Here is an 18,928-nt window from a genome sequence, read left to right on the forward strand (position 1 = left end):
TAGGTCTAAAAATAGTTTCCCAGAATAAATGTAGTAATGGTCGTTTCAAAATTACTCTTGTAAGGAGTGGAGTTGCTTTGATTGAAAAAGAAGTTACCGTAACCATTAAGGAAGGACTACATGCGAAGCCAGCCGGAGAATTGGTACAGAATTTAAGCAGATTCACAAGTGATGTAGAATTTCTTTTGAAAAATAGATCCTATAATGCTAAAAGTCTGTTAGGGCTAATGGGAGCTGCTATCCGAGAAGGGCAGGTCATAACGGTTCGCGTTGACGGCCCGGATGAAGAGGAAGCGTTTGAATGGATTGAGACATTCATCTAACACTAATAGAAAAACCACGATCGTTATCAGTTGTTGATATAATCGTGGTTTTTTTATTTTTACTTTATTATTTTTTCGATAAGTTCATGTAATTGAACCGCAGCCATCGACTCCAATCGATGATCAACTTCACAGAAGTCCAAATCCTTCGTAACTTCGTTCGGTACAATCACACAGTACATTCCGGCACGTTTCGCTGCTAATGCTCCATTTGCGGAGTCTTCGAAGACTAGACACTCCTCTGGTTTTACACCCAAGCATTTAGCTGCTTCTAAATATAAAGTTGGGTCTGGCTTTACCTTTTCAACGTCATCAGAGGTTCGAATACACTCAAAGTAATCAAACAAGCAAAGATTTTTTAAATGAGTGGAAACCCACTCATAATCAGAACTTGACGCTAGACCGATTTTTAAGCCTGCTTTCTTAGCAGCTGATAGATACTCCTCGACACCCGGCAAGGGGCCTTCGTTCTTCATTCGTTCATCAAACCGGTCCCGCCTTAGCTTGGTTAATTCCTCATGGTCAATCTTCTTCCCAATTTGTTCTTCTAAATATGTAAGGGCATTGAATCCAGCTTGAGTTCCAATAACCTTCCCCCATACGGACATTGGAAGCTCTGAACCATGCTCTTGAAAGATTTCATTTAACACATTGTATTCATTTGTTTCTGTATCATATATCAGTCCATCGAAATCAAAAATAACTGCTTTTATCAAAAAAATCATCTCCTGTCCTTATAATCCATCTTCTATTATAAGGAAAGATAGAGTAAAGTCCATTTTCTCCTTAGTCAACTTTGTCACATATTGTTCACAATAACATCTTAACTTCAAGATTTTACATTTTACAATCACTAGCTGTAATACTATAATTTTGAGTATACTTATGTGGAATGAGGGATTCGATGAACTCTAAAATGAACGAAAAGATGCTGGAGACGTATTTATTTATTGCCTTTGCCGCCGCATTAATATCCACGCTTGGTAGTCTCTATTTTTCGGAAATCCAAAAATTCGTCCCATGTGAATTATGCTGGTACCAGCGAATTTTTATGTACCCTCTTGTTATCATTTTGGGAATTGCTATTGGTAAAAAGAACTACTCCATCGCACTCTATACATTTATTCTTTCTCTTATTGGTGGCTCCATCTCGATCTACCATTACCTAGTTCAAAAGGTTCCTGCTGTTGGTGAAAACTCACTTGCTTGTGGAGTTGTACCTTGTACAGGCCAGTATATAAACTGGTTTGGTTTTGTAACAATTCCTTTTTTAGCTTTAATAGGTTTTACAATCATTGCAATTACTAGCTTTATCACATTAAAAACGTTGAAAGAAGGGAAATAGATTTGAAAAAAATTATCATTTTTACAGCTGTTATCGTAGTTCTATTTGGTGGACTTGCATTTATAACAACTACTCAAAACAAGCAAAAATCCGAAGGAAATCCTTACGGAAAAGAAAAACTTGATCCTGCGACAGTTAAACAGCTCGATGATCCAAACTACCAAAACCAAATTCTGCCTGACGAGTTAGAGACAAAATTAGAAAATGGCGAAACGATGACTGTTTATTTTTACAGTCCAACATGTGTACACTGTCAAAACACCACTCCGGTAATTATGCCAATGGTTGATGAAATGGGACTTGATTTAAAGAAATTCAACCTCCTAGAATTTGAAGAAGGCTGGAATAAATACGGAATCGAGTATACCCCAACCTTAATTCACTTTGAAAATGGTGAGGAAGTTTCACGTCTAGTCGGATACCATGAGGATCATAATGACTATAAAACGTGGTTCGAAAGTGCATCGGCAAGTTCAAAATAAAAGGAAATCCCTGCTCATTAAATTGAGCAGGGATTTTTTGTACGTTAAGGCTGATAATGCCTTATGTATTAAGCCAAATATTTATTTGCTGGCTTTGAATATTTACTTATACCTTGCGGATTGTTCACACTTTGAAATTCTTCAATTGTAAACGGAAATAAATAACCGTACTCATTTAATATTCGCACATTCTTTGCAAATAGTTCCCCATAGTATTCCTGGTAGCCCTCTTCTTGAATCGTTTCCAGTACTGCGATAATTGCTTGAAGGCTTGATATGACTCTAAAAGCCTTATCCAATGTTCGGTTATAGTAGACGTCTTCCTCTTTCGGCTCTAACACATTCCATTTTTCAAACTTTCCAATATACTCATCTTCGAAATAGATTGGAAAGATGGAAGAATAAATGTAATCGATTAGCTCCGTAATGTGATGTTCCTGCTCCTGAGTTGATGCTACTACAATTTTCAATGTAAAACCCACCCTTATATCTCCATAGTAATAAGATTAGAATACCATAGGATTCTTTGTTTTTGGTACGGTAAGTCTTTCCTCCATATCCACTTTCTCTTTCATTCATTTCGCGGATTGGATATACTTTTTAACATGAACATTTATGAAGGGGATTTCGTGCTCTGTTCTTGCTCAAAGTGATCTTCATAATCGGTACGAAGAGGATTTCACGCACGATTTTCATTCAGAGTACCTTTCATTCACGCTATGAAGAGGTATACACTTGAATTTCCCAACCAATTTCCCCTTCATTCGCGCAATGAAGAGGATTTCACGTACGATTTTCATTCAAAGTCCTTTTCATCGAGATACTCCATACAATATTTCTAGTAAAAGAGGTTATCATATGTTAACAAAAAGAGTAGGAGAATGGTTTGAAATCCAGGTTCCGAAAGACTGGGCAGGCAAGACAATCGAGGATGTGTTAAAAAATATTTGGTCGGTGCCAAAACAAATGCTTCATCAACTACGTATGGAACAGGGCGTGAAGCTTAAAGGTGAAGCCAAGCCCTGGAGCACAACTCTTACACATAACGACAAACTACAGGTTCATCTTTTTAGAGATGAAGATTTCGGCGTTCAACCAGAATATGTTCCAGACCTCCATATTTTATTCGAGGATGATCATCTTTTAATTGTCAACAAACCTCCTGGTATGGATACACATCCCAACGAGGAGGGACAGCTCGGTACACTTGCTAATGCGGTTGCCTATCATTTTCAAATGAACGGTGTTCAAACAAAGGTACGCCATATTCACCGCCTAGATCATGATACAACCGGGGCCGTTATTTTTGCTAAGCATAAACTTGCTTCAGCCATTTTAGACCGTCGACTTGAAAAACGTGAAATAAAACGAACCTATCTCGCTTTGGTACATGGAATAATCAAACAAAAAATGGGAACAATCGAGGCTGCCATTGGTCGGGACCGTCATCACCCTACACGTAGAAGAGTGTCTCCAACAGGACAAAAGGCGATTACGACATTTAAAGTCCTTCAAACATTGCCAAATAAAAAAATGACCTTAGTAGAGCTTGAGCTATTAACAGGTCGTACTCATCAAATTCGTGTACATATGAGCCATTTTGGTCACCCGCTTGTGGGAGATTCATTATATGGTGGACAACTAATTGTTCAAAGGCAGGCACTACATGCAGCTCGGATACGTTTAGAACATCCGTTTACCAATGAAAAAATCATGTGTGAGGCACCATTTTTAGATAGCCCACCTATCTTCGAAAAGATAGTAGTCTAATTTTACAAATACTGGGTCTGTACACATGCGGAAAATGCATTCTTCCTATATACTTAAAAAGTAGAAGTGAATAAGGAAAGGAGTTTGCCATTGCAGGACTTACTTATTTACGTCATATTAGGTCTTTGTATTGGAGTAATGTCCGGCTTTTTTGGAATTGGCGGTGGCTTTATTCTTACACCCACGCTAATCCTTATGGGATTTTCTCCAGTGATCGCAATCGCTACAAGCTTATTATATACCGTTGCTACCTCCCTTTCCGGTGTCGTAGCACATTTTCGACTTAAACATATTAAATGGGAGACCTCCATTATTATTGGAATTAGTGGAGTTATCGCCACTCAGTTCGCGCACCCATTTGTTCTATTTCTTGGAAAGTACCAATTAGAAAATACTGTTATTCCATTGATGTATTTAGCACTCACCTTATATTTTTCAATATCCATACTTGTTAGTAAATCTCCTAGCAAGGAACAATCAACTAGGAAAACAAAATATGCTTATGGAAAAATTGTGTTAATTGGACTATTCGCTGGCTTTATTTCGACAGCATTAGGGGTAGGCGGTGGCTTTATTATCGTTCCATTATTAATGAGCGTGCTCGCGTTCCAACCAAAATATGCAGTTGGTACAAGCCTGCTTAGTGTATTCATGATTGTTGTCGCAGGTTTTACAACCTATGCGTCGACTGTCGAGCTTGATTACGGGGTAATCGTAAGCCTTATTATAGGTGCACTTATTGGTGGTCAGCTTGGCGCAATGGTTACAAATGTATATGAAGATAAACAGGTACGCTATTTCCTCGCAGGTCTATATATCGCGACCGGATTGAGTCTCGTATTTAAACTGTTTCATTTAGACTTTATTGGTTTGCTCTTTCTATTGATCTACTGCCTATATATGCTTATACATTTTGTACTTCATACTCTTAAACTTCGTCTTAAGGAAAAAGAAGTTGGATAACAACACCATCCCTACTATGTAAAGGATGGTGTTTTTTAGTATATAATTAAACTAATGAAAATCTGTTTGAGGTGACAAGATGAACTTTTATGATGAAGTATTGAAGAGAAAAGACGATCTGCTTAGGGATTTAGAAACGATTTTACGGATTAAAAGTGTAAAGGATTTTGAAAGCGCAACTAAAAATCGACCAATGGGTGATAAAATTGGTGAGGCGCTAGAAACCATGCTTTCCATTACAGAGTTTGCTGGATTCAAAACAACCAATATTGTGGGAATGGTGGGTTTTTCCGAATATAGTCCTGCTCAAGCTGAAGATTACATCGGAATTCTTTGTCACTTAGATGTTGTCCCTGCAACTGGCGATTGGGTATCCCCACCATTTGAGCCTACGATTCGGGATGGAAAATTATATGCAAGAGGTGCCATCGATGATAAAGGTCCAACGATTGCTGCATATTATGGACTGAAAATCGTAAAAGAACTTGGACTTCCTTTAAAACATAATATTCGCTTGATCTTTGGAACCGATGAAGAAAGCGGAATGAGCTGCATGAAAAAATATGTTGAAGTTGAAAAAGCGCCATTAGCTGGCTTTGCACCTGATGCTGACTTTCCTATTATCCATGCTGAAAAAGGACAAATCAATGTTAAGCTAGGACTTCAAAATGTATCAAGTAGTGAAAAGGGAGATTTATCTCTCCTCTCCTTTATTGCTGGTGAAAAAGGGAATATGGTGCCAGATGTAGCAGAAGCCAAAATGATCGGACATGACGATACACTCGTTCCGAACTTTTTGAAGTATTGTAAGGAAAAAGCGGTCGTATATTCCTATTCACAGGATGGAGACCAAACAATGCTTAAGTTAGTTGGAACTTCAGCTCATGGGATGGAACCTCATAAAGGGGTTAATGCTGCACTGCTTTTAGCTTCATTCCTACAGCAGTATTCATTTGAAGAAAGCGCCAATACATACATACAATTCATAAACGAAACGCTCTATTACCAATTCAAAGGTGAAGGTTTAGGAATTGATTTTTCAGATGAGGTTACCGGTCCACTGACTGTGAATGCAGGTATTTTTAAATTCGAGAAAGACGAAATTGCTGAAATACACTTAAATATTCGATGTCCGGTAGAGACGAATTATGAAGACACAATCGAAAAATTAACAAAAACGGTAGAATCTTATGAGTTTAAAATCACAGCTCTTGCTTCAAAGGAACCCCATCATGTTCCTAAGGATTCACCATTGATCAAAGTCCTTCAAGAGGTGTATGAAGCTGAAACAGGTGAAGAGCCTACCCTTTTAACAACTGGTGGCGCTACATATGCACGTTTTATGAAAAATGGAGTTGCCTTTGGGGCTGTATTCCCAGGTAAACCAATGACCGCTCACCAAAAGAACGAATACATCGAAATCGAAGACTTGTTAAAAGCAACCGCTATTTACGCACACGCAATCTATCGTTTAGGAAATTTATGACTATAAAAAGAGGTTCTTCCCTATTTATATAGGTTGAAACCTCTTTTTCATATTCTCCATGTCTGTCCATTTCACATTTGCAGCTCCCTCATAATATATAGTGACTCTGAGAAAAGGAGGTGCTGTATATGAGCTATGGCGGAGGATATAACAACAGCTTTGTGTTAATCGTAGTTCTATTTATCCTATTAGTTATTGTAGGAGCTTCTTTTATGAGCTACTAGTCTAGGGGTTTTAAGCGTATCCACCACGTATCCCATAATATCTCCTCATTTAGGTGTTCCAGAGGCAGTCCTTTGGGGCACCTTTTTTTAGATGTGCATATTTAACCAATTGATCACATCTTTGTAAACTTCCTCTTTGTTAATTTCATTTAAGATTTCATGTCGGCTATTCTCATATAGTTGGACCGTTACATCCTTCATTTCTAAGTTTTTATACATATCTGCAGCTTGGAGAACTCCTTTTGAATAGTTTCCCACAGGGTCCTTATCTCCAGCTATAAAGTACATCGGTAATCCTTTCGGTATATGTTGACTTGCGCTATGGCTATTTACTTTTGCTACACCACTAACAAGATCATAGAAGAAGCCTGCCGTGAAAATTCCACCACAAAGAGGATCAGCGATATACTTATCTACTTCTTTCTCATCCCTTGAAAGCCAATCAAATTCTGTTCGATTCGGACGAAAATGCATGTTGTAGCTTCCGAACGTAAGCTTGTTCATAAGCAGACTCTTGGTTTTCATTCCTTTTCTCTTCATCTCAAACTTGGCTATTCCAAGTCCAACTTTACCAATAAGACCTGGGTCTCCTCCTGTTCCTGAAAGAATAACACCTGCTATTTCGTCACCATGTGTTTGTATGTATCTCCGTGATAAAAAGGAACCCATGCTATGTCCGAATAGAAAAGTGGGGATGTTGGGATGATTCTTTTTAATGATTTCAGTTAGCTGAATCATGTCCTCGACCACACGATCAAACCCATTTTCGTCTGCAAAAAAACCAATTAGTTCTGCCTTTGTACCGGTTTTTCCATGTCCGCGATGATCATTTCCATATACAATATAACCTTCTTTAGCAAGTGTATTTGCAAATAAATCATAGCGTTCAATGTGCTCTGCCATCCCATGTGCAATTTGAACGATTCCTTTTGGAGTTTCTTCGGTGCTTTCCCACTTTTTACAGTAAATCGTGACACCATCATCAGTTAAAAAGGTAAAATCTGTATACGTCATCGCTATATCCTCCTTTTACGTCTATTATATTCTGGAAATTAGATGACAGATATAAGGTAGGTATTCTTTATTTTCAGATAAATCCCTTTCGTGTTTCCATTTTTTGTGCATATAATAAAGGTAGGTTGCTAGAAAAAAGATGAGGGGAATGAACATAATGAGTTCTTTTATAGTAAAAGGTATTTGGAACGGAGATCGAAATGGCGAAGGCACGATTACGACAGATGGCTTTCAAACTGCCGTCTCTGCGCCAAAACAGCTTGATGGACCTGGAATTGGCGCAAATCCTGAGGAATTACTAATTGCCGCCGCTACAAATTGCTATATGCTTACCCTTGCTGCTATCCTGTCAAATCGTGATATCGAATACACTCATCTTGAGGTTGAAACAGAAGGAATAGTTGGCAAGGATGGAAAGCGCTTAGTCTTTGAAAAAATTGTTCATAAACTACTTATTTCTGTAAAACAAGCCGATGATGAACTACAAGTAAAATTGATTCAACTTGCTCATCGTGCAGAAAAAGCTTGTTTCATCTCACAAACACTAAAAGGGAATGTTGAAGTTATTGTTGAACCTGTTGTGAAAGTGGTTGGGTAATATTTTTTTTCACCTCTAGTGGAGTTGTTCTTTTTCCAGAATTTCGCTAATGACCATAGACTCCAAATAACGACCATAAACACCCGGTTAATGACCATATAAAAAGGCAGTGCATCCATACACTGCCTTCGTCTCACTTTATCCTCTTTGTGCTTGATATACCTTTAGGTTAGAATAAATAACCTCTAATAAAGGCGTTTCAATGCCTTTTTCCTGGGCAATTTTATATAAATAGCCTTGTAATTGATCCCCCTCAATATCCAAACCTTTTTCCATATCTCGCTGCATCGACGACTTCATTTCGAATGTCATTTGATTCGTTGTTTTTACATGTTTTTCCTCTATATCAGCATCGATTGGTGCACCGATTGCTCGCATCACAGAACCAATTTCGTTAAATAGGTTTAAAATCAGTTTTTGACCATTTTGCTCTTCACGGATCGGACCGATCGGTGATCTCATTAAAGTTGTAACACCTGAAAATCCAGTGATAAACATGTATTTATGCCAGATTTCCCGAATGATATTGTCACTTAATTCAATATTTGTTTTTGTTCCAGACATAACATCCGCTAATTTTGAAATACGCTCAGTTCGTTCCCCAGAAAATTCTCCAAATAACGCGCGATGGTTCGGGCTTGTTTGAACGATTTTTCCTTCAGAATCCAATGTTGACTCGATAAAACATAATCCACCTATTACATTTTCTGAATTAAACGTAGACTTCAAAACATCCACATGGCTGTAGCCATTTAATAGTGGTAGAATCATCGTGTTTTCTCCCACATATGGTTCGATACTATGTAATGCACCTTCAAGGTGATATTGTTTTGTTGATAGAATGATCACATCGAATGAGCTCGCTTCATCACCTGACTGGATTGTCTTCGGTTGAAGTGTCACATTTCCATGGATGCTCTCAATTTGTAGTCCATGATCTTGTAATTGTTTTTGTCTTTTTTCACGAACTAAGAAGGTTACGTCTTCCCCTTTTTCAAGTAGTCTCCCTCCGAAATAACCGCCAATTGCCCCTGCTCCTACAACTAGTATTCTCAAAACCTGCAACCCCTTTCAATATGAAACTATCAATATTATAACAGAAAAAAGGCCAGCAACGCTGACCTCCTTCACTACTTTTTAGTTGGATACATAATTTGCTGCAGAGCGAACTTCAACAGTTATTGAACTAGCGTTTACAGTTGTTTTCAAAACAACTGGATATGGACGATTATTGGCAAACTTAAAGTCTAAATATGGATAAGCAACGGTTGCGTCATGCCCAAGTGGAACATAGCCTACAGGTTTTGAGTGGTGGTGAAGTTCAATGATTTCAAGACCCGATTTTGCAACGGCATTATAAAGAGTACTTGATGTTTGGCATATACCTCCCCCATACCCCGGGACAAATTCCTTATTGATAATGACAGTGGCAAGCGCATATCCATTTTCCTTTGATCCATTTCCGACCACATAGTTAAAAGAAAAACGATCGCCAGGTCCTAACACAACATCGTTCACTTCGTCTGCTGACTTTTTAATATTGAAGTTTCTTCCAGTTACAGATGGATCGAAATACGTTGTAAAGCTTCCAAGGACAACTTCATTAATGCCTTGTACCTGGTCCTGTGTAACATTTGGATTGGTTTCTTCAATCGGAAGAACGACTTGTTTATTAAAAATAGAATTATCTAGTATTCTAGTGACAAGCTCGGCTTCTTTTAAAATCATTTGGCTTTGCCCACCCTGCAATTCCCCACCAGCACTAAGTTTAACTGGTTTCATAGGGCGGTCAATCGTGGCAGCTAGATCACTAGCGAGTTGTACTGCTTTCGCTTTTAAATCTTCTTCAGTTTGGAACTCATCTTTGTTCAGTACTTCAACGACACTATTATCACGTGGATCGATGATGGAAATTTCACGTGTGTTGATGACTTGCTTTGTTTCAATTGTTTCAACAGGTGAAACATGATGTAGTTCCACACTAACTGGTTCTTTTTTCTCGATGAGACTACATCCACTCATCAATAAAACACCTAATAATAATGGCAATGTAGTTTTCTTCAAATTACTCTCTCCCATTTTTTTCTTTTTGTGGACAATGTTACAAATATTAAAAATCATTAACAAAAGGCTCACATAGGAATTTTATTAATGAAAAAAGAATATATTCCTATTTGCTGCAAGTTCTTCATTGCCTTCTTACGTATGGGAAATAGACTAGGTTGATTGGAGAATAAGAAACGAAACTGTAGTGAAAGTAGAAGTTTTACGAATAGAAGAAGGTAACCTTTTTCACCTTATTAGACGTTGGAGCACTTGAATTTGTTACAAAAAATTGTAATATTTGTCATATTTTTATTATACATTCTTTATAAAGAACAAATCAACTAAAAAATCTGCAATCGAGAATTTGATTGCAGATTTTCACGTTAATTGGAGCTACAAGAACCGTCCCTGTGGTCCCTTGATTTTTGGGTGCAGCTTTCCATGGCTGCGATTATGCTTGCGCGGAAGCCGTGTTTTTCGAGGGTTGCTACCGCTTGGATAGTTGAGCCTCCTGGGGTGCAGACATCGTCTTTTAATTCGCCGGGATGTCTTTCGGTTTCTAGGACCATTTTGGCTGCACCTAATAAAGCTTGTGCAGCAAGCTTGTACGCTTGTTTCCTAGGAATTCCTTGCATAACCGCTCCGTCAGCTAACGCCTCGATAAACATATATGCATATGCTGGAGAAGAACCACTCACTGCTGGGATGGCATCCATATGTTGTTCTTCGATAACCTCAGCCTTTCCAAACCCTTCAAAGAGACGGACAATTTCAGTCAAATCTTCATTGGTAATAGAAGAGTTAACACAAAGTGCACTCATCCCCTCTCCGACTAACGAAGGGGTATTTGGCATTGAGCGTACAGCCTTCATTGGCCGTTCAAATTGCTTTTCGATAAAATCAAGGGTTATTCCAGCGGCAATTGTAATAATGATGGTTTCATCTTTCACAACTGCTTTAACCTCGTTGATTACTTCCGCGTACAAATTTGGTTGAACTGCTAAAAATAAATAATCAGCATTTTCCGCTACTTCTTTGTTATTACGTGTTGTTCGAATCCCATATGTTTTCTCCACAAATTGTAGGGTCTCTGCTGTTTTGGCACTCACGATCATTTGCTGTGGAGTTGTGACCTTGGAAGCAATCATTCCTTGAATCATTGCTTGAGCCATTTTGCCACAACCAATAAAGCCTATCGATTTATTCATGTAAAACCTCCTCCACGTTTATTATAGAGAAATAATAGTGATAAAGCGAAACTCCAATATATAATACATACTATTTAAAAGAACGGACAAACTAATCCAAAAAAGAGGTGAAAAGAAATGCAGCGATTTGAAAGACTTCTTGACACAGTTTTTGGATATACGGGCTGGCATGACCTAACCAACACGTTGCCATCTAGAGAACAAGAACTGGGGTATTTGTATGATGAGGAAGTTGATGACGAACCAATCCTCTAAGTAGTATGGGGCTTCCAATTAGGAAGCCCCCCTTTTATTCACGGCTATAGCAATGACAACTAACAATATGGTCATTAACCATTCCGGTTGCCTGCATAAATGCGTAGCAAATCGTCGAACCCACGAATTTAAATCCACGTTTTTTTAAATCTTTGCTTAACCGATCACTAATGTCCGTTGTCGCTGGTACTTCATCTAAGGTGGTAAAATGATTTTTAATTGGTTTACCATCTACAAATGACCAGATGTATGTATGAAAGCTTCCAAATTCCTCTACAACACGAAAGTATGCTTTTGCATTCGTGACAACGGCGTTGACTTTTAGCCGATTTCGAACAATTCCTGGATTTGATAAAAGTTCTTCTATCTTCTTCTCATCATATGTAATGATTTTTGCTGGATCAAAATGATCAAAGGCCATGCGATAATTTTCTCGCTTTTTCAAGATGGTGTACCAGCTTAGACCAGCCTGCGCACCCTCTAAATTCAGATATTCAAAGAGCAAACGGTCATCGTATACAGGTACGCCCCATTCATAATCATGATAGTTAATATATAGAGGGTCCTCATTCACCCAGCCACATCGTTTCAAAACTCTCCCACCTTTTTAAAAACTAGATAAGAAAATTATAACAAAGGGACGGAGAATAAAGGAGCCTCTATCTTCATTCCGGTTTATTCTTTAATCCCTGCAAGCCAATTCTGATAGCAGTCCTTACATAAAGTTTCTTCTCGCTCACCTTCAATATTTACAAACGCGACATAGTGAAATCGCTCATTTTCAAAAGTATCTTGGCAATAAAAGCAATTTGTCGTCATTCTTTTACCTCCCAAAATGAATATTGTTTTTTCTTATTTTTATCTATCCGTAGGGAGTTTTTTCACGTTAATAATATCCAAAAAAAGAGCCAGCATTTGCTGACTCAATTTTTACACTTCAATATATTTATCCTTCTCAATTCCGTTAAAGAAGAAGCTTCGTTGCCCAATTGAATAAAGCTGGAGTTCATGCATCGCGCGTGTACATGCCGTATAAAAAAGCTTTCTTTCATATTCTCTTCCGTACACTTCATTTGAGGCATTATAAATAATAACAGCATCAAACTCAATTCCTTTTGCTAAATAGGTTGGCAAAACGAGAATTCCTTTATCAAAATGATACGTTTCCTGATTCATTAAACGAACAGGCACTTCATTCTTCAACACGGCAAAAGCTTCCTTACTTTCTGCTTCTGTTTTACAGATGACGGCAATCGTTTCATGTCCCTTATCTTGAAGATCCTTTATTTTCATTAGAATTTCCTTGTGAAGATCTTCTTTCGTCTCCACTTCTTTGAATAGTGGAAGTGCCCCAGAACGGTTAAAGGCTTCAATTTCATGACCACCAGCCACAATTCCTTTTGAAAATTCAACAATCTCCTTTGTAGAACGATAGCTTTTCTTCAGTTCAATGACTTCATAATTTTCTTCCTCATAAAGCTCAGGAGATAACAATGTTGGTGCATTCATGGAGTGTGCATAGATGGCCTGATTATAGTCTCCCAGTATGGTCATGCGACAATTTGGGAACAACTGCTTCAAATATTCAAATTGGAATGGTGAATAATCCTGAGCCTCATCGATGAACAAATGACGAATACCTGTATTTGATTTTTTTCCCTCAATCAAATCCTGTAAATATAGAAATGGTGTAGCATCCTCATAGTTCAAATGATTTTGTTCAAGTTTTTCAAGAGTATATGAACAGATTTCACTCCAATTTTGCGTTACCTTTTGCTCTTTCGTATGTGTAAATAATTGCTTATAAATTGCTCTACGATTCAGATATTCAAGCTTTTTAATAGCAACCTTTATTGGTTTAAAATACTTCCTGACAATTTCCTTCGCAATTAGTTTTTCCTCTCGTTCATAATCGTCAAAGGTCCCCTCCGAGAACTCCTGTTTTTTCTGTAATTGTTTATAGATTTCCAGATGGTCCTCCTTATCCATCAATTCAGCTTCCTGAAGAACCCAGTCTTTTTTCCGTTCTTTTCGCTCGAATTTAATGACTTCTTTCATCAACCATTCTGTGACGATTACAAGTCGATTTGGAATCGAAATAGACGGATCCAATGAATAGAAATACTGCCCGATCGATTCCTTTGAAATGATTATTTTCTTTTTAAACTTTATGTCTTTAAAAGGAAGACCTTGTTTTTCAAGTTCTTTTACATATGATTCAATGAGTGCTTTAAATCTTAAGTTCGCTTTGTAGTAAATCGCTTGGAGTCTTACATCAAAATCAGGTTGATCCATCTCAGTTAGTAAATATTCCATTTGTGAAAATGGATCCTCCACATCAAAAAGACTACCTAATCGATGTTCGACATATTCCTGAAAAGTTGATTGTTGCATATTTTCTTCGCCAAGCTCAGGAAGTACGGTCGCAACATAGCTATTAAACAGGGGATTCGGTGAAAAGAGCATAATATTATTTGAGCTGAGCTGTTCACGGTAGCGATATAGTAGATAAGCAACACGCTGTAGGGCAGCTGACGTTTTCCCCGAACCAGCCACACCCTGTACAATTAAATAACGACTTTTTTCATTGCGGATGATTTTATTCTGCTCCAATTGAATCGTTGCAACAATGCTCTTCATTTGTGTGTTAGCCTTATTGCCGAGTACCTCTTGTAGCATTTCGTCTCCGATTGTAACTCCAGTATCAAACAACGTTTTTAATTTGCCATTTCTTATAATAAATTGACGTTTTAAGGTCATTTCCCCTTCGATCGTTTCATAATGAGTTTCATACCTTGCCTCGCCAGGATAATAATCATAGTACATACTGGAAATAGGTGCTCGCCAGTCAAAAATTAAAAAATCATCTTCGGTTTCATCTAATAATGAGGCAATTCCAATGTAAATTGTTTGTTCGCTTGTCTCACCATTTTCAGCAAAATCGAATCGACCAAAATAGGGCGAATCCTTTAATCTTTCAAGAATTTTAATCTGTTTATAAATCTGCCGATGATTTCTTTCACGTTCACCTAATAGTTCGGACTGCTGTTTAATACTTTGAAATGTTTCAATGACGTCATCAGGTTCATCAAGATTGACAGTTACATCTTCCCAAAACGCGTTTCGAAGATCGATAATTTCACTTTTTACGTTTCCTACCTTCGATTCGATGGCGGCTTTTTTACTCTCAATGACCTTCAACACATCTTCAAGTCTGTCTTGTTCCTGAATCCAGTCTTCATTTTGCTTCTCCATGAACACCACTCCTCGTATACGTGAACTTTTCGTCTTATTCCCTTGAAATTCAATAGTTGACAACCACAAAATTTCATTATATAATTATAATAGGGATTATTGAACGCATTTATTAACACATTCAAAAAAAGACAGAACAATGACATCTTACCATGTCGTTCTGTCTTTTTCAATGTTTTTTAGCTTTTTTTCACCATTTGGTCCAAAGTTCTTTTAATTCCTTCTTCATAAGGTGTTGCTGGTAGTGGACCTATTTCCCGCTCATATTTTGCCCCATCTAGAACTACAGGATCTTCTGTTAAGTACAGCATTTCTACAACTTCTCTCATTTGCTTATCAAATATGCCCAAAAATCGGATCATCCCCTTTGTTACAGTTGAAACGGACTTTTGATACTGTAAATGACTGCGTACTATATTTATAACTTTTTCACCGGAGATCACACCTGCCGCGGGGATATTCCAACTTTGTCCATATGCCTTATCATGTAAGGAAAGCTCTACAATTGCTTTCGCCCCATCTGGTGTATAAATATATTCCCTGGCATTTTGTTGATTTCCTACGAACATCGCCTTTTTGTTTTGAATAACCTTATCAAATGTATACGTTAGCATAGCATTTGCTGCATTAGGTCCATAAAAATCAGGGAAATGTGCAATAAGGACTGGGATATTTGCCTGGAAAGCGATATTCCCTAGCTCTACTCGAATTTTCCCCTTCTTCGTATGTGGATTTTTTGGATACATTTCATTTACTTTGCTCCCATTTCCGCGACCATACGCATAAATATTATCAACAATCGCCAACTTACAATTGGCTGATTCAGCCGCTTGCACGACATTTCTCATTAAGCTTGGCTGTTTTTCATACCATTCACTATACGGAATATTAATCGCATGAAAAATAACATCCATTCCGTTGGCCGCATGTATTAATTCTTCCTGATTAAATACATCTCCAGCGACAATTTGGACTCTATCTCTGTTTCTAAACAGTTGTTCTAATTTATCTTTGGTTCTTGCAAAAGCAGTTACCTCAATCCCTCTTTCAACTAATTCCTCAACAATCGCATAACCCATTCCACCTGAAGCACCTAAAACTAAAGCCTTTTTCATAATATCCTCTCCCCATTATATTTTTTATTAACCAGTGGTCAATATAACACAAAAAAATAATTCATCACCTAGGGAAAGTATGTTACACTTTCCCGTTTAATATTGGTTTTAAGATATATTCAACATGAGATCGGGCCAAATTTTTCACATCGTCATAGGTTTGATTGCTCCTGCAATAATGTGTAACAAAACCATGTATCGATAAGAAAATGGACCAAATATCCTGAATACTAGCTTTTTGGTTACTTAAATTCGAAATGACATTTGCAAACATTCCGTAGCTTTCCATTGGTTCCTGTTGAATACAGCTTTTTACCTCTTCATCATTGATTAAGAACATTAATTCATATTGGCTTTTGTGTGTAAGCCCGAATTCAATATACCCTAACAAAATCTTTTTTAATTTTTCATCTGGCGGTATGTCCTGATTGATGATTTGCTGCAAAACCTGGTTCAGCAGTTCAAAATCTTGAACAACCATGGCATAAAATAGATCAGCTTTATTGTTAAAATGATAATAAATAGCACCATGGCTATAATTTAATTCCTTTGCGATCTGACGCATGGAAACATGCTGGTAGCCTTTCTGAACAAAGAGTTCATGGGCAACATCCATTATTTTTTCTCGTGATAATTCCTCTTGAACTAGTTTTCTTGGTGACATTTAAGCTCTCCTTTTATTAACCACTGTTCAATAATAAATATATTCCAAATAAAACCAGAAGTCAATCTAATTCATTCACATTTTATACAATAAATAATACAATATAAAAGCGGACCCTTACATGAGTCCGCCTTGTTTTCATTATTATTCAGCTTTGCTTAATACTTGTTGTTCTTGTTGCTCTTCAGCCACATTAGCTGCTTTCTTTTGCTTCATGTAGCCAATTCCTACAATGGCAGCAACGACAAGGATCTCAAAACCATATTTCACAAATCCATTACTAAATACAGAGCTTAGGAATGGTTCTGCAACGATCATCTTCGACGCAGTCCAAGCTAAAATCGCTGCACCAATTGTAATGATGATTGGGAAACGTTCAACTAACTTAATGAACAATGTACTTCCCCAAATCATAATCGGAACTGAAATAATAAGTCCTAATACAACGAGTAAGAAATTACCTTGCGCAGCACCAGCAACCGCTAATACATTATCTAGACCCATCAACGCGTCCGCAATAATAATGGTTCGAATTGCTGCCCAGAAGCTTCCGACTGCTTTTATTTCATGACCTTTGTCATCAGCTAATAGATTATAGGCAATCCATATTAGAAGGATACCACCGATAAGTCGTAGTCCTGTGATTTCGAGAAGCCATACAACTGCTAAGGTTGCTGCGATCCTAATCACAATTGCCCCTACAGTCCCCCAGATAATTGCTTTCTTTTGTTGTTCCTTAGGTAATTTTCTTGCTGCTAAACCGATAACGATGGCATTATCTCCTGCTAGCACCAAATCGATTCCAATAATAACTAAGAGTGCGGTAAAAAACTCTACGCTTAAGAATTCCATCAAAGATCTCCCTTCAATTCTTTTATTCTATTAAATTAGGAAAAACAATAATGCCTTTCACTAGAATAAACTACTTCAATGATGCCAAATACTTTTCATCTAATCGTTTTTCTATCTTTTCAAGTTCTTCTTTATCTTTTAAAATCTCTTCTTTATTCTTTTTAATTAATTCCTCAAATGATGATGTTTCAACTTTTCTTTTAAGCATACCTCTTCTCACCTCTTTCTAAAAAACAAAAATGACCTTTACCTTAAGTGGTAAAGGTCATAAATAAAGACCTCTACCGTAAACTGGTAAAGGTCTTGCTAACAACGTGTAAGTTGCCAACAAAGCCGAGAGTGGTTCACACTCTGAAATGACGACTTTGCTGTAAAAGCTACTCCCCTTTAGGAGAACAATATTCACAATATTTATTATACAATTAATTTTACATAGGGTTTGTGCGATTGTCAACCTTTTTTCAAATAATATTTTTCCCGTAAAAAATTTCATCCATTTCTGTAATTAATTTTTCAGCAATCATGAGTTCCTCTTCGGGAGTAAGTTTCTCTTTTGTATTGCTAAAAAACAAATAATGCTCTAGATCAAATTCCTTGAGTTTACATTTTGTATGGAAAATATTTTCCTGGTATACATTCACATCAATCATGTGATACATCTCCTGAATATCATCAGGTATGTAATTTTGGATCGAATTTATTTCATGGTCAATAAACAGCTTATGCCCTGTTACGTCTCTTGTGAATCCACGCACACGATAATCAATGGTCATTACATCGGTCTCGAACGATTGGATCAAGTAATTTAACGCTTTTAAAGGAGATATTTCCCCGCACGTTGACACATCAATGTCTGCTCGAAACGTGCTAATTCCATCATCCGGGTGGGATTCTGGATAAGTATGAACAGTGATATGACTTTTATCCATTTGCGCAACAACAGATCCTGGAATTGGTCCTGGGGACTCTTCAAATGCTTCATCAGGAGATTCATCCACAGGTCCCTCTGATACTAAAATCGTAACACTTGCACCTTGGGGAATGTAGTCTTGCTTGGCGACATTCAAAATATTTGCCCCGATAATATCCGCCACATTGGTTAAGATTTCAGTTAAACGATCTGCATTATACACATCATCTATATATTCTAAATACGCATCACGTTCCTCTTGAGATCTTGTATAACAGATATCGTACATGTTAAAACTTAAGGATTTCGTTAAATTATTGAAACCATGTAGTTCTGTTATCTGATTTGGAGAAAGCTCCATGTGTTTCATGCAATTGTCCCCTTTTTTATATTTTTTCCATATTTTTATGTTGGTTGA

23 protein-coding genes are annotated in these 18,928 nt (G+C 37.4%); 9 read left to right on the forward strand and 14 right to left on the reverse strand.

What is annotated here, in order from left to right:
* The first annotated feature begins 77 nt into the window (after window positions 1-77).
* On the forward strand, window positions 78-323 hold the full coding sequence (locus tag DZB84_RS06090) for an HPr family phosphocarrier protein (RefSeq protein WP_116351364.1): 246 nt from the start codon (window positions 78-80) through the stop codon (window positions 321-323).
* Between the two features lie 59 nt (window positions 324-382).
* Here the strand turns inward: DZB84_RS06090 and DZB84_RS06095 are convergent, their stop codons facing one another.
* Entirely contained in the window at window positions 383-1,039 is a 657-nt protein-coding gene (locus tag DZB84_RS06095; protein WP_116351365.1) for an HAD family hydrolase, read from the reverse strand.
* Between the two features lie 188 nt (window positions 1,040-1,227).
* On the opposite strand from DZB84_RS06095, the gene DZB84_RS06100 reads away from it, so the two are divergent.
* On the forward strand, window positions 1,228-1,668 hold the full coding sequence (locus DZB84_RS06100) for a disulfide oxidoreductase (protein ID WP_116351366.1): 441 nt from the start codon (window positions 1,228-1,230) through the stop codon (window positions 1,666-1,668).
* A 2-nt stretch (window positions 1,669-1,670) separates the two neighbouring features.
* The gene (locus DZB84_RS06105; RefSeq protein ID WP_116351367.1) at window positions 1,671-2,150 is read left to right on the forward strand and encodes a thioredoxin family protein; all 480 of its coding nucleotides are present in this window, start codon (window positions 1,671-1,673) and stop codon (window positions 2,148-2,150) included.
* A 68-nt stretch (window positions 2,151-2,218) separates the two neighbouring features.
* On the opposite strand, the gene DZB84_RS06110 is transcribed toward DZB84_RS06105, so the two are convergent.
* Window positions 2,219-2,620 (reverse strand): DUF5365 family protein, encoded by a 402-nt coding sequence (locus DZB84_RS06110; RefSeq protein WP_116351487.1) that lies wholly within the window; start codon window positions 2,618-2,620, stop codon window positions 2,219-2,221.
* A gap of 388 nt (window positions 2,621-3,008) precedes the next feature.
* On the opposite strand from DZB84_RS06110, the gene DZB84_RS06115 reads away from it, so the two are divergent.
* The 4 genes from DZB84_RS06115 (at window position 3,009) to DZB84_RS06130 (ending at window position 6,593) form a co-directional block, all read left to right on the forward strand.
* Window positions 3,009-3,920: an RluA family pseudouridine synthase gene (locus DZB84_RS06115; RefSeq protein WP_116351368.1), complete on the forward strand. Its 912-nt coding sequence runs from the start codon at window positions 3,009-3,011 to the stop codon at window positions 3,918-3,920.
* 90 nt (window positions 3,921-4,010) lie between these two features.
* The gene (locus DZB84_RS06120; RefSeq protein WP_116351369.1) at window positions 4,011-4,883 is read left to right on the forward strand and encodes a sulfite exporter TauE/SafE family protein; all 873 of its coding nucleotides are present in this window, start codon (window positions 4,011-4,013) and stop codon (window positions 4,881-4,883) included.
* A 79-nt stretch (window positions 4,884-4,962) separates the two neighbouring features.
* Window positions 4,963-6,369: a dipeptidase PepV gene (gene pepV, locus DZB84_RS06125; RefSeq protein WP_116351370.1), complete on the forward strand. Its 1,407-nt coding sequence runs from the start codon at window positions 4,963-4,965 to the stop codon at window positions 6,367-6,369.
* Between the two features lie 128 nt (window positions 6,370-6,497).
* On the forward strand, window positions 6,498-6,593 hold the full coding sequence (locus DZB84_RS06130) for a YjcZ family sporulation protein (protein WP_116351371.1): 96 nt from the start codon (window positions 6,498-6,500) through the stop codon (window positions 6,591-6,593).
* Between the two features lie 87 nt (window positions 6,594-6,680).
* Here the strand turns inward: DZB84_RS06130 and DZB84_RS06135 are convergent, their stop codons facing one another.
* Entirely contained in the window at window positions 6,681-7,607 is a 927-nt protein-coding gene (locus tag DZB84_RS06135) for an alpha/beta hydrolase (protein ID WP_116351372.1), read from the reverse strand.
* 157 nt (window positions 7,608-7,764) lie between these two features.
* Here DZB84_RS06135 and DZB84_RS06140 point away from each other — a divergent pair, with 157 nt between their 5' ends.
* Entirely contained in the window at window positions 7,765-8,205 is a 441-nt protein-coding gene (locus DZB84_RS06140) for an OsmC family protein (protein WP_189655162.1), read from the forward strand.
* 138 nt (window positions 8,206-8,343) lie between these two features.
* On the opposite strand, the gene DZB84_RS06145 is transcribed toward DZB84_RS06140, so the two are convergent.
* The 3 genes from DZB84_RS06145 to proC all read right to left on the reverse strand — a co-directional run bounded on the left by DZB84_RS06145 (window position 8,344) and on the right by proC (window position 11,459).
* Complete coding sequence (locus DZB84_RS06145; protein WP_116351374.1) at window positions 8,344-9,261, reverse strand: ketopantoate reductase family protein; 918 nt, start codon at window positions 9,259-9,261, stop codon at window positions 8,344-8,346.
* Between the two features lie 81 nt (window positions 9,262-9,342).
* Window positions 9,343-10,269 carry a VanW family protein gene (locus DZB84_RS06150; protein ID WP_189655163.1) on the reverse strand — a complete coding sequence of 309 codons (927 nt, stop codon included), beginning with the start codon at window positions 10,267-10,269 and terminating at the stop codon, window positions 9,343-9,345.
* 365 nt (window positions 10,270-10,634) lie between these two features.
* The gene (gene proC, locus DZB84_RS06155; RefSeq protein WP_116351376.1) at window positions 10,635-11,459 is read right to left on the reverse strand and encodes a pyrroline-5-carboxylate reductase; all 825 of its coding nucleotides are present in this window, start codon (window positions 11,457-11,459) and stop codon (window positions 10,635-10,637) included.
* Between the two features lie 117 nt (window positions 11,460-11,576).
* Between proC and DZB84_RS24840 the strand changes: the two genes are divergently transcribed.
* Window positions 11,577-11,714, forward strand: coding sequence for a hypothetical protein (locus DZB84_RS24840; protein WP_189655164.1), 138 nt, complete (start codon window positions 11,577-11,579; stop codon window positions 11,712-11,714).
* A gap of 34 nt (window positions 11,715-11,748) precedes the next feature.
* Here the strand turns inward: DZB84_RS24840 and DZB84_RS06160 are convergent, their stop codons facing one another.
* The 8 genes from DZB84_RS06160 to speD form a co-directional block, all read right to left on the reverse strand.
* Window positions 11,749-12,306, reverse strand: coding sequence for a DNA-3-methyladenine glycosylase I (locus DZB84_RS06160; protein ID WP_116351377.1), 558 nt, complete (start codon window positions 12,304-12,306; stop codon window positions 11,749-11,751).
* 83 nt (window positions 12,307-12,389) lie between these two features.
* Window positions 12,390-12,533 carry a hypothetical protein gene (locus tag DZB84_RS24845; protein ID WP_189655165.1) on the reverse strand — a complete coding sequence of 48 codons (144 nt, stop codon included), beginning with the start codon at window positions 12,531-12,533 and terminating at the stop codon, window positions 12,390-12,392.
* Window positions 12,534-12,644: 111 nt separating this feature from the next.
* The gene (gene helD / locus DZB84_RS06165) at window positions 12,645-14,969 is read right to left on the reverse strand and encodes an RNA polymerase recycling motor HelD (protein ID WP_116351378.1); all 2,325 of its coding nucleotides are present in this window, start codon (window positions 14,967-14,969) and stop codon (window positions 12,645-12,647) included.
* A 179-nt stretch (window positions 14,970-15,148) separates the two neighbouring features.
* On the reverse strand, window positions 15,149-16,084 hold the full coding sequence (locus DZB84_RS06170; protein WP_116351379.1) for an SDR family NAD(P)-dependent oxidoreductase: 936 nt from the start codon (window positions 16,082-16,084) through the stop codon (window positions 15,149-15,151).
* Between the two features lie 82 nt (window positions 16,085-16,166).
* Entirely contained in the window at window positions 16,167-16,748 is a 582-nt protein-coding gene (locus DZB84_RS06175) for a TetR/AcrR family transcriptional regulator (RefSeq protein WP_116351380.1), read from the reverse strand.
* Window positions 16,749-16,892: 144 nt separating this feature from the next.
* Window positions 16,893-17,600 (reverse strand): TerC family protein, encoded by a 708-nt coding sequence (locus tag DZB84_RS06180; protein WP_116351381.1) that lies wholly within the window; start codon window positions 17,598-17,600, stop codon window positions 16,893-16,895.
* 70 nt (window positions 17,601-17,670) lie between these two features.
* Complete coding sequence (locus tag DZB84_RS06185; protein WP_116351382.1) at window positions 17,671-17,808, reverse strand: FbpB family small basic protein; 138 nt, start codon at window positions 17,806-17,808, stop codon at window positions 17,671-17,673.
* 253 nt (window positions 17,809-18,061) lie between these two features.
* A complete protein-coding gene (gene speD, locus DZB84_RS06190) occupies window positions 18,062-18,871 on the reverse strand; it encodes an adenosylmethionine decarboxylase (RefSeq protein WP_116351488.1) in 810 nt (269 codons plus the stop codon).
* Between the last annotated feature and the right edge of the window lie 57 nt (window positions 18,872-18,928).

The sequence above is a fragment of the Bacillus sp. HNG genome, assembly GCF_003400205.1.
Classification (GTDB): domain Bacteria; phylum Bacillota; class Bacilli; order Bacillales; family Bacillaceae_L; genus Ferdinandcohnia.

Coding starts and splice junctions, on each gene's coding strand:
- pepV (WP_116351370.1), top strand. CDS start 4,963: ATGAACTTTTATGATGAAGTATTGAAGAGAAAAGACGATCTGCTTAGG.
- proC (WP_116351376.1), bottom strand. CDS start 11,459: ATGAATAAATCGATAGGCTTTATTGGTTGTGGCAAAATGGCTCAAGCA.
- DZB84_RS06130 (WP_116351371.1), top strand. CDS start 6,498: ATGAGCTATGGCGGAGGATATAACAACAGCTTTGTGTTAATCGTAGTT.
- speD (WP_116351488.1), bottom strand. CDS start 18,871: ATGGAGCTTTCTCCAAATCAGATAACAGAACTACATGGTTTCAATAAT.
- DZB84_RS24840 (WP_189655164.1), top strand. CDS start 11,577: ATGCAGCGATTTGAAAGACTTCTTGACACAGTTTTTGGATATACGGGC.
- DZB84_RS06180 (WP_116351381.1), bottom strand. CDS start 17,600: ATGGAATTCTTAAGCGTAGAGTTTTTTACCGCACTCTTAGTTATTATT.
- DZB84_RS06170 (WP_116351379.1), bottom strand. CDS start 16,084: ATGAAAAAGGCTTTAGTTTTAGGTGCTTCAGGTGGAATGGGTTATGCG.
- DZB84_RS06135 (WP_116351372.1), bottom strand. CDS start 7,607: ATGACGTATACAGATTTTACCTTTTTAACTGATGATGGTGTCACGATT.
- DZB84_RS06185 (WP_116351382.1), bottom strand. CDS start 17,808: ATGCTTAAAAGAAAAGTTGAAACATCATCATTTGAGGAATTAATTAAA.
- DZB84_RS06115 (WP_116351368.1), top strand. CDS start 3,009: ATGTTAACAAAAAGAGTAGGAGAATGGTTTGAAATCCAGGTTCCGAAA.
- DZB84_RS24845 (WP_189655165.1), bottom strand. CDS start 12,533: ATGACGACAAATTGCTTTTATTGCCAAGATACTTTTGAAAATGAGCGA.
- DZB84_RS06175 (WP_116351380.1), bottom strand. CDS start 16,748: ATGTCACCAAGAAAACTAGTTCAAGAGGAATTATCACGAGAAAAAATA.
- DZB84_RS06100 (WP_116351366.1), top strand. CDS start 1,228: ATGAACTCTAAAATGAACGAAAAGATGCTGGAGACGTATTTATTTATT.
- DZB84_RS06140 (WP_189655162.1), top strand. CDS start 7,765: ATGAGTTCTTTTATAGTAAAAGGTATTTGGAACGGAGATCGAAATGGC.
- helD (WP_116351378.1), bottom strand. CDS start 14,969: ATGGAGAAGCAAAATGAAGACTGGATTCAGGAACAAGACAGACTTGAA.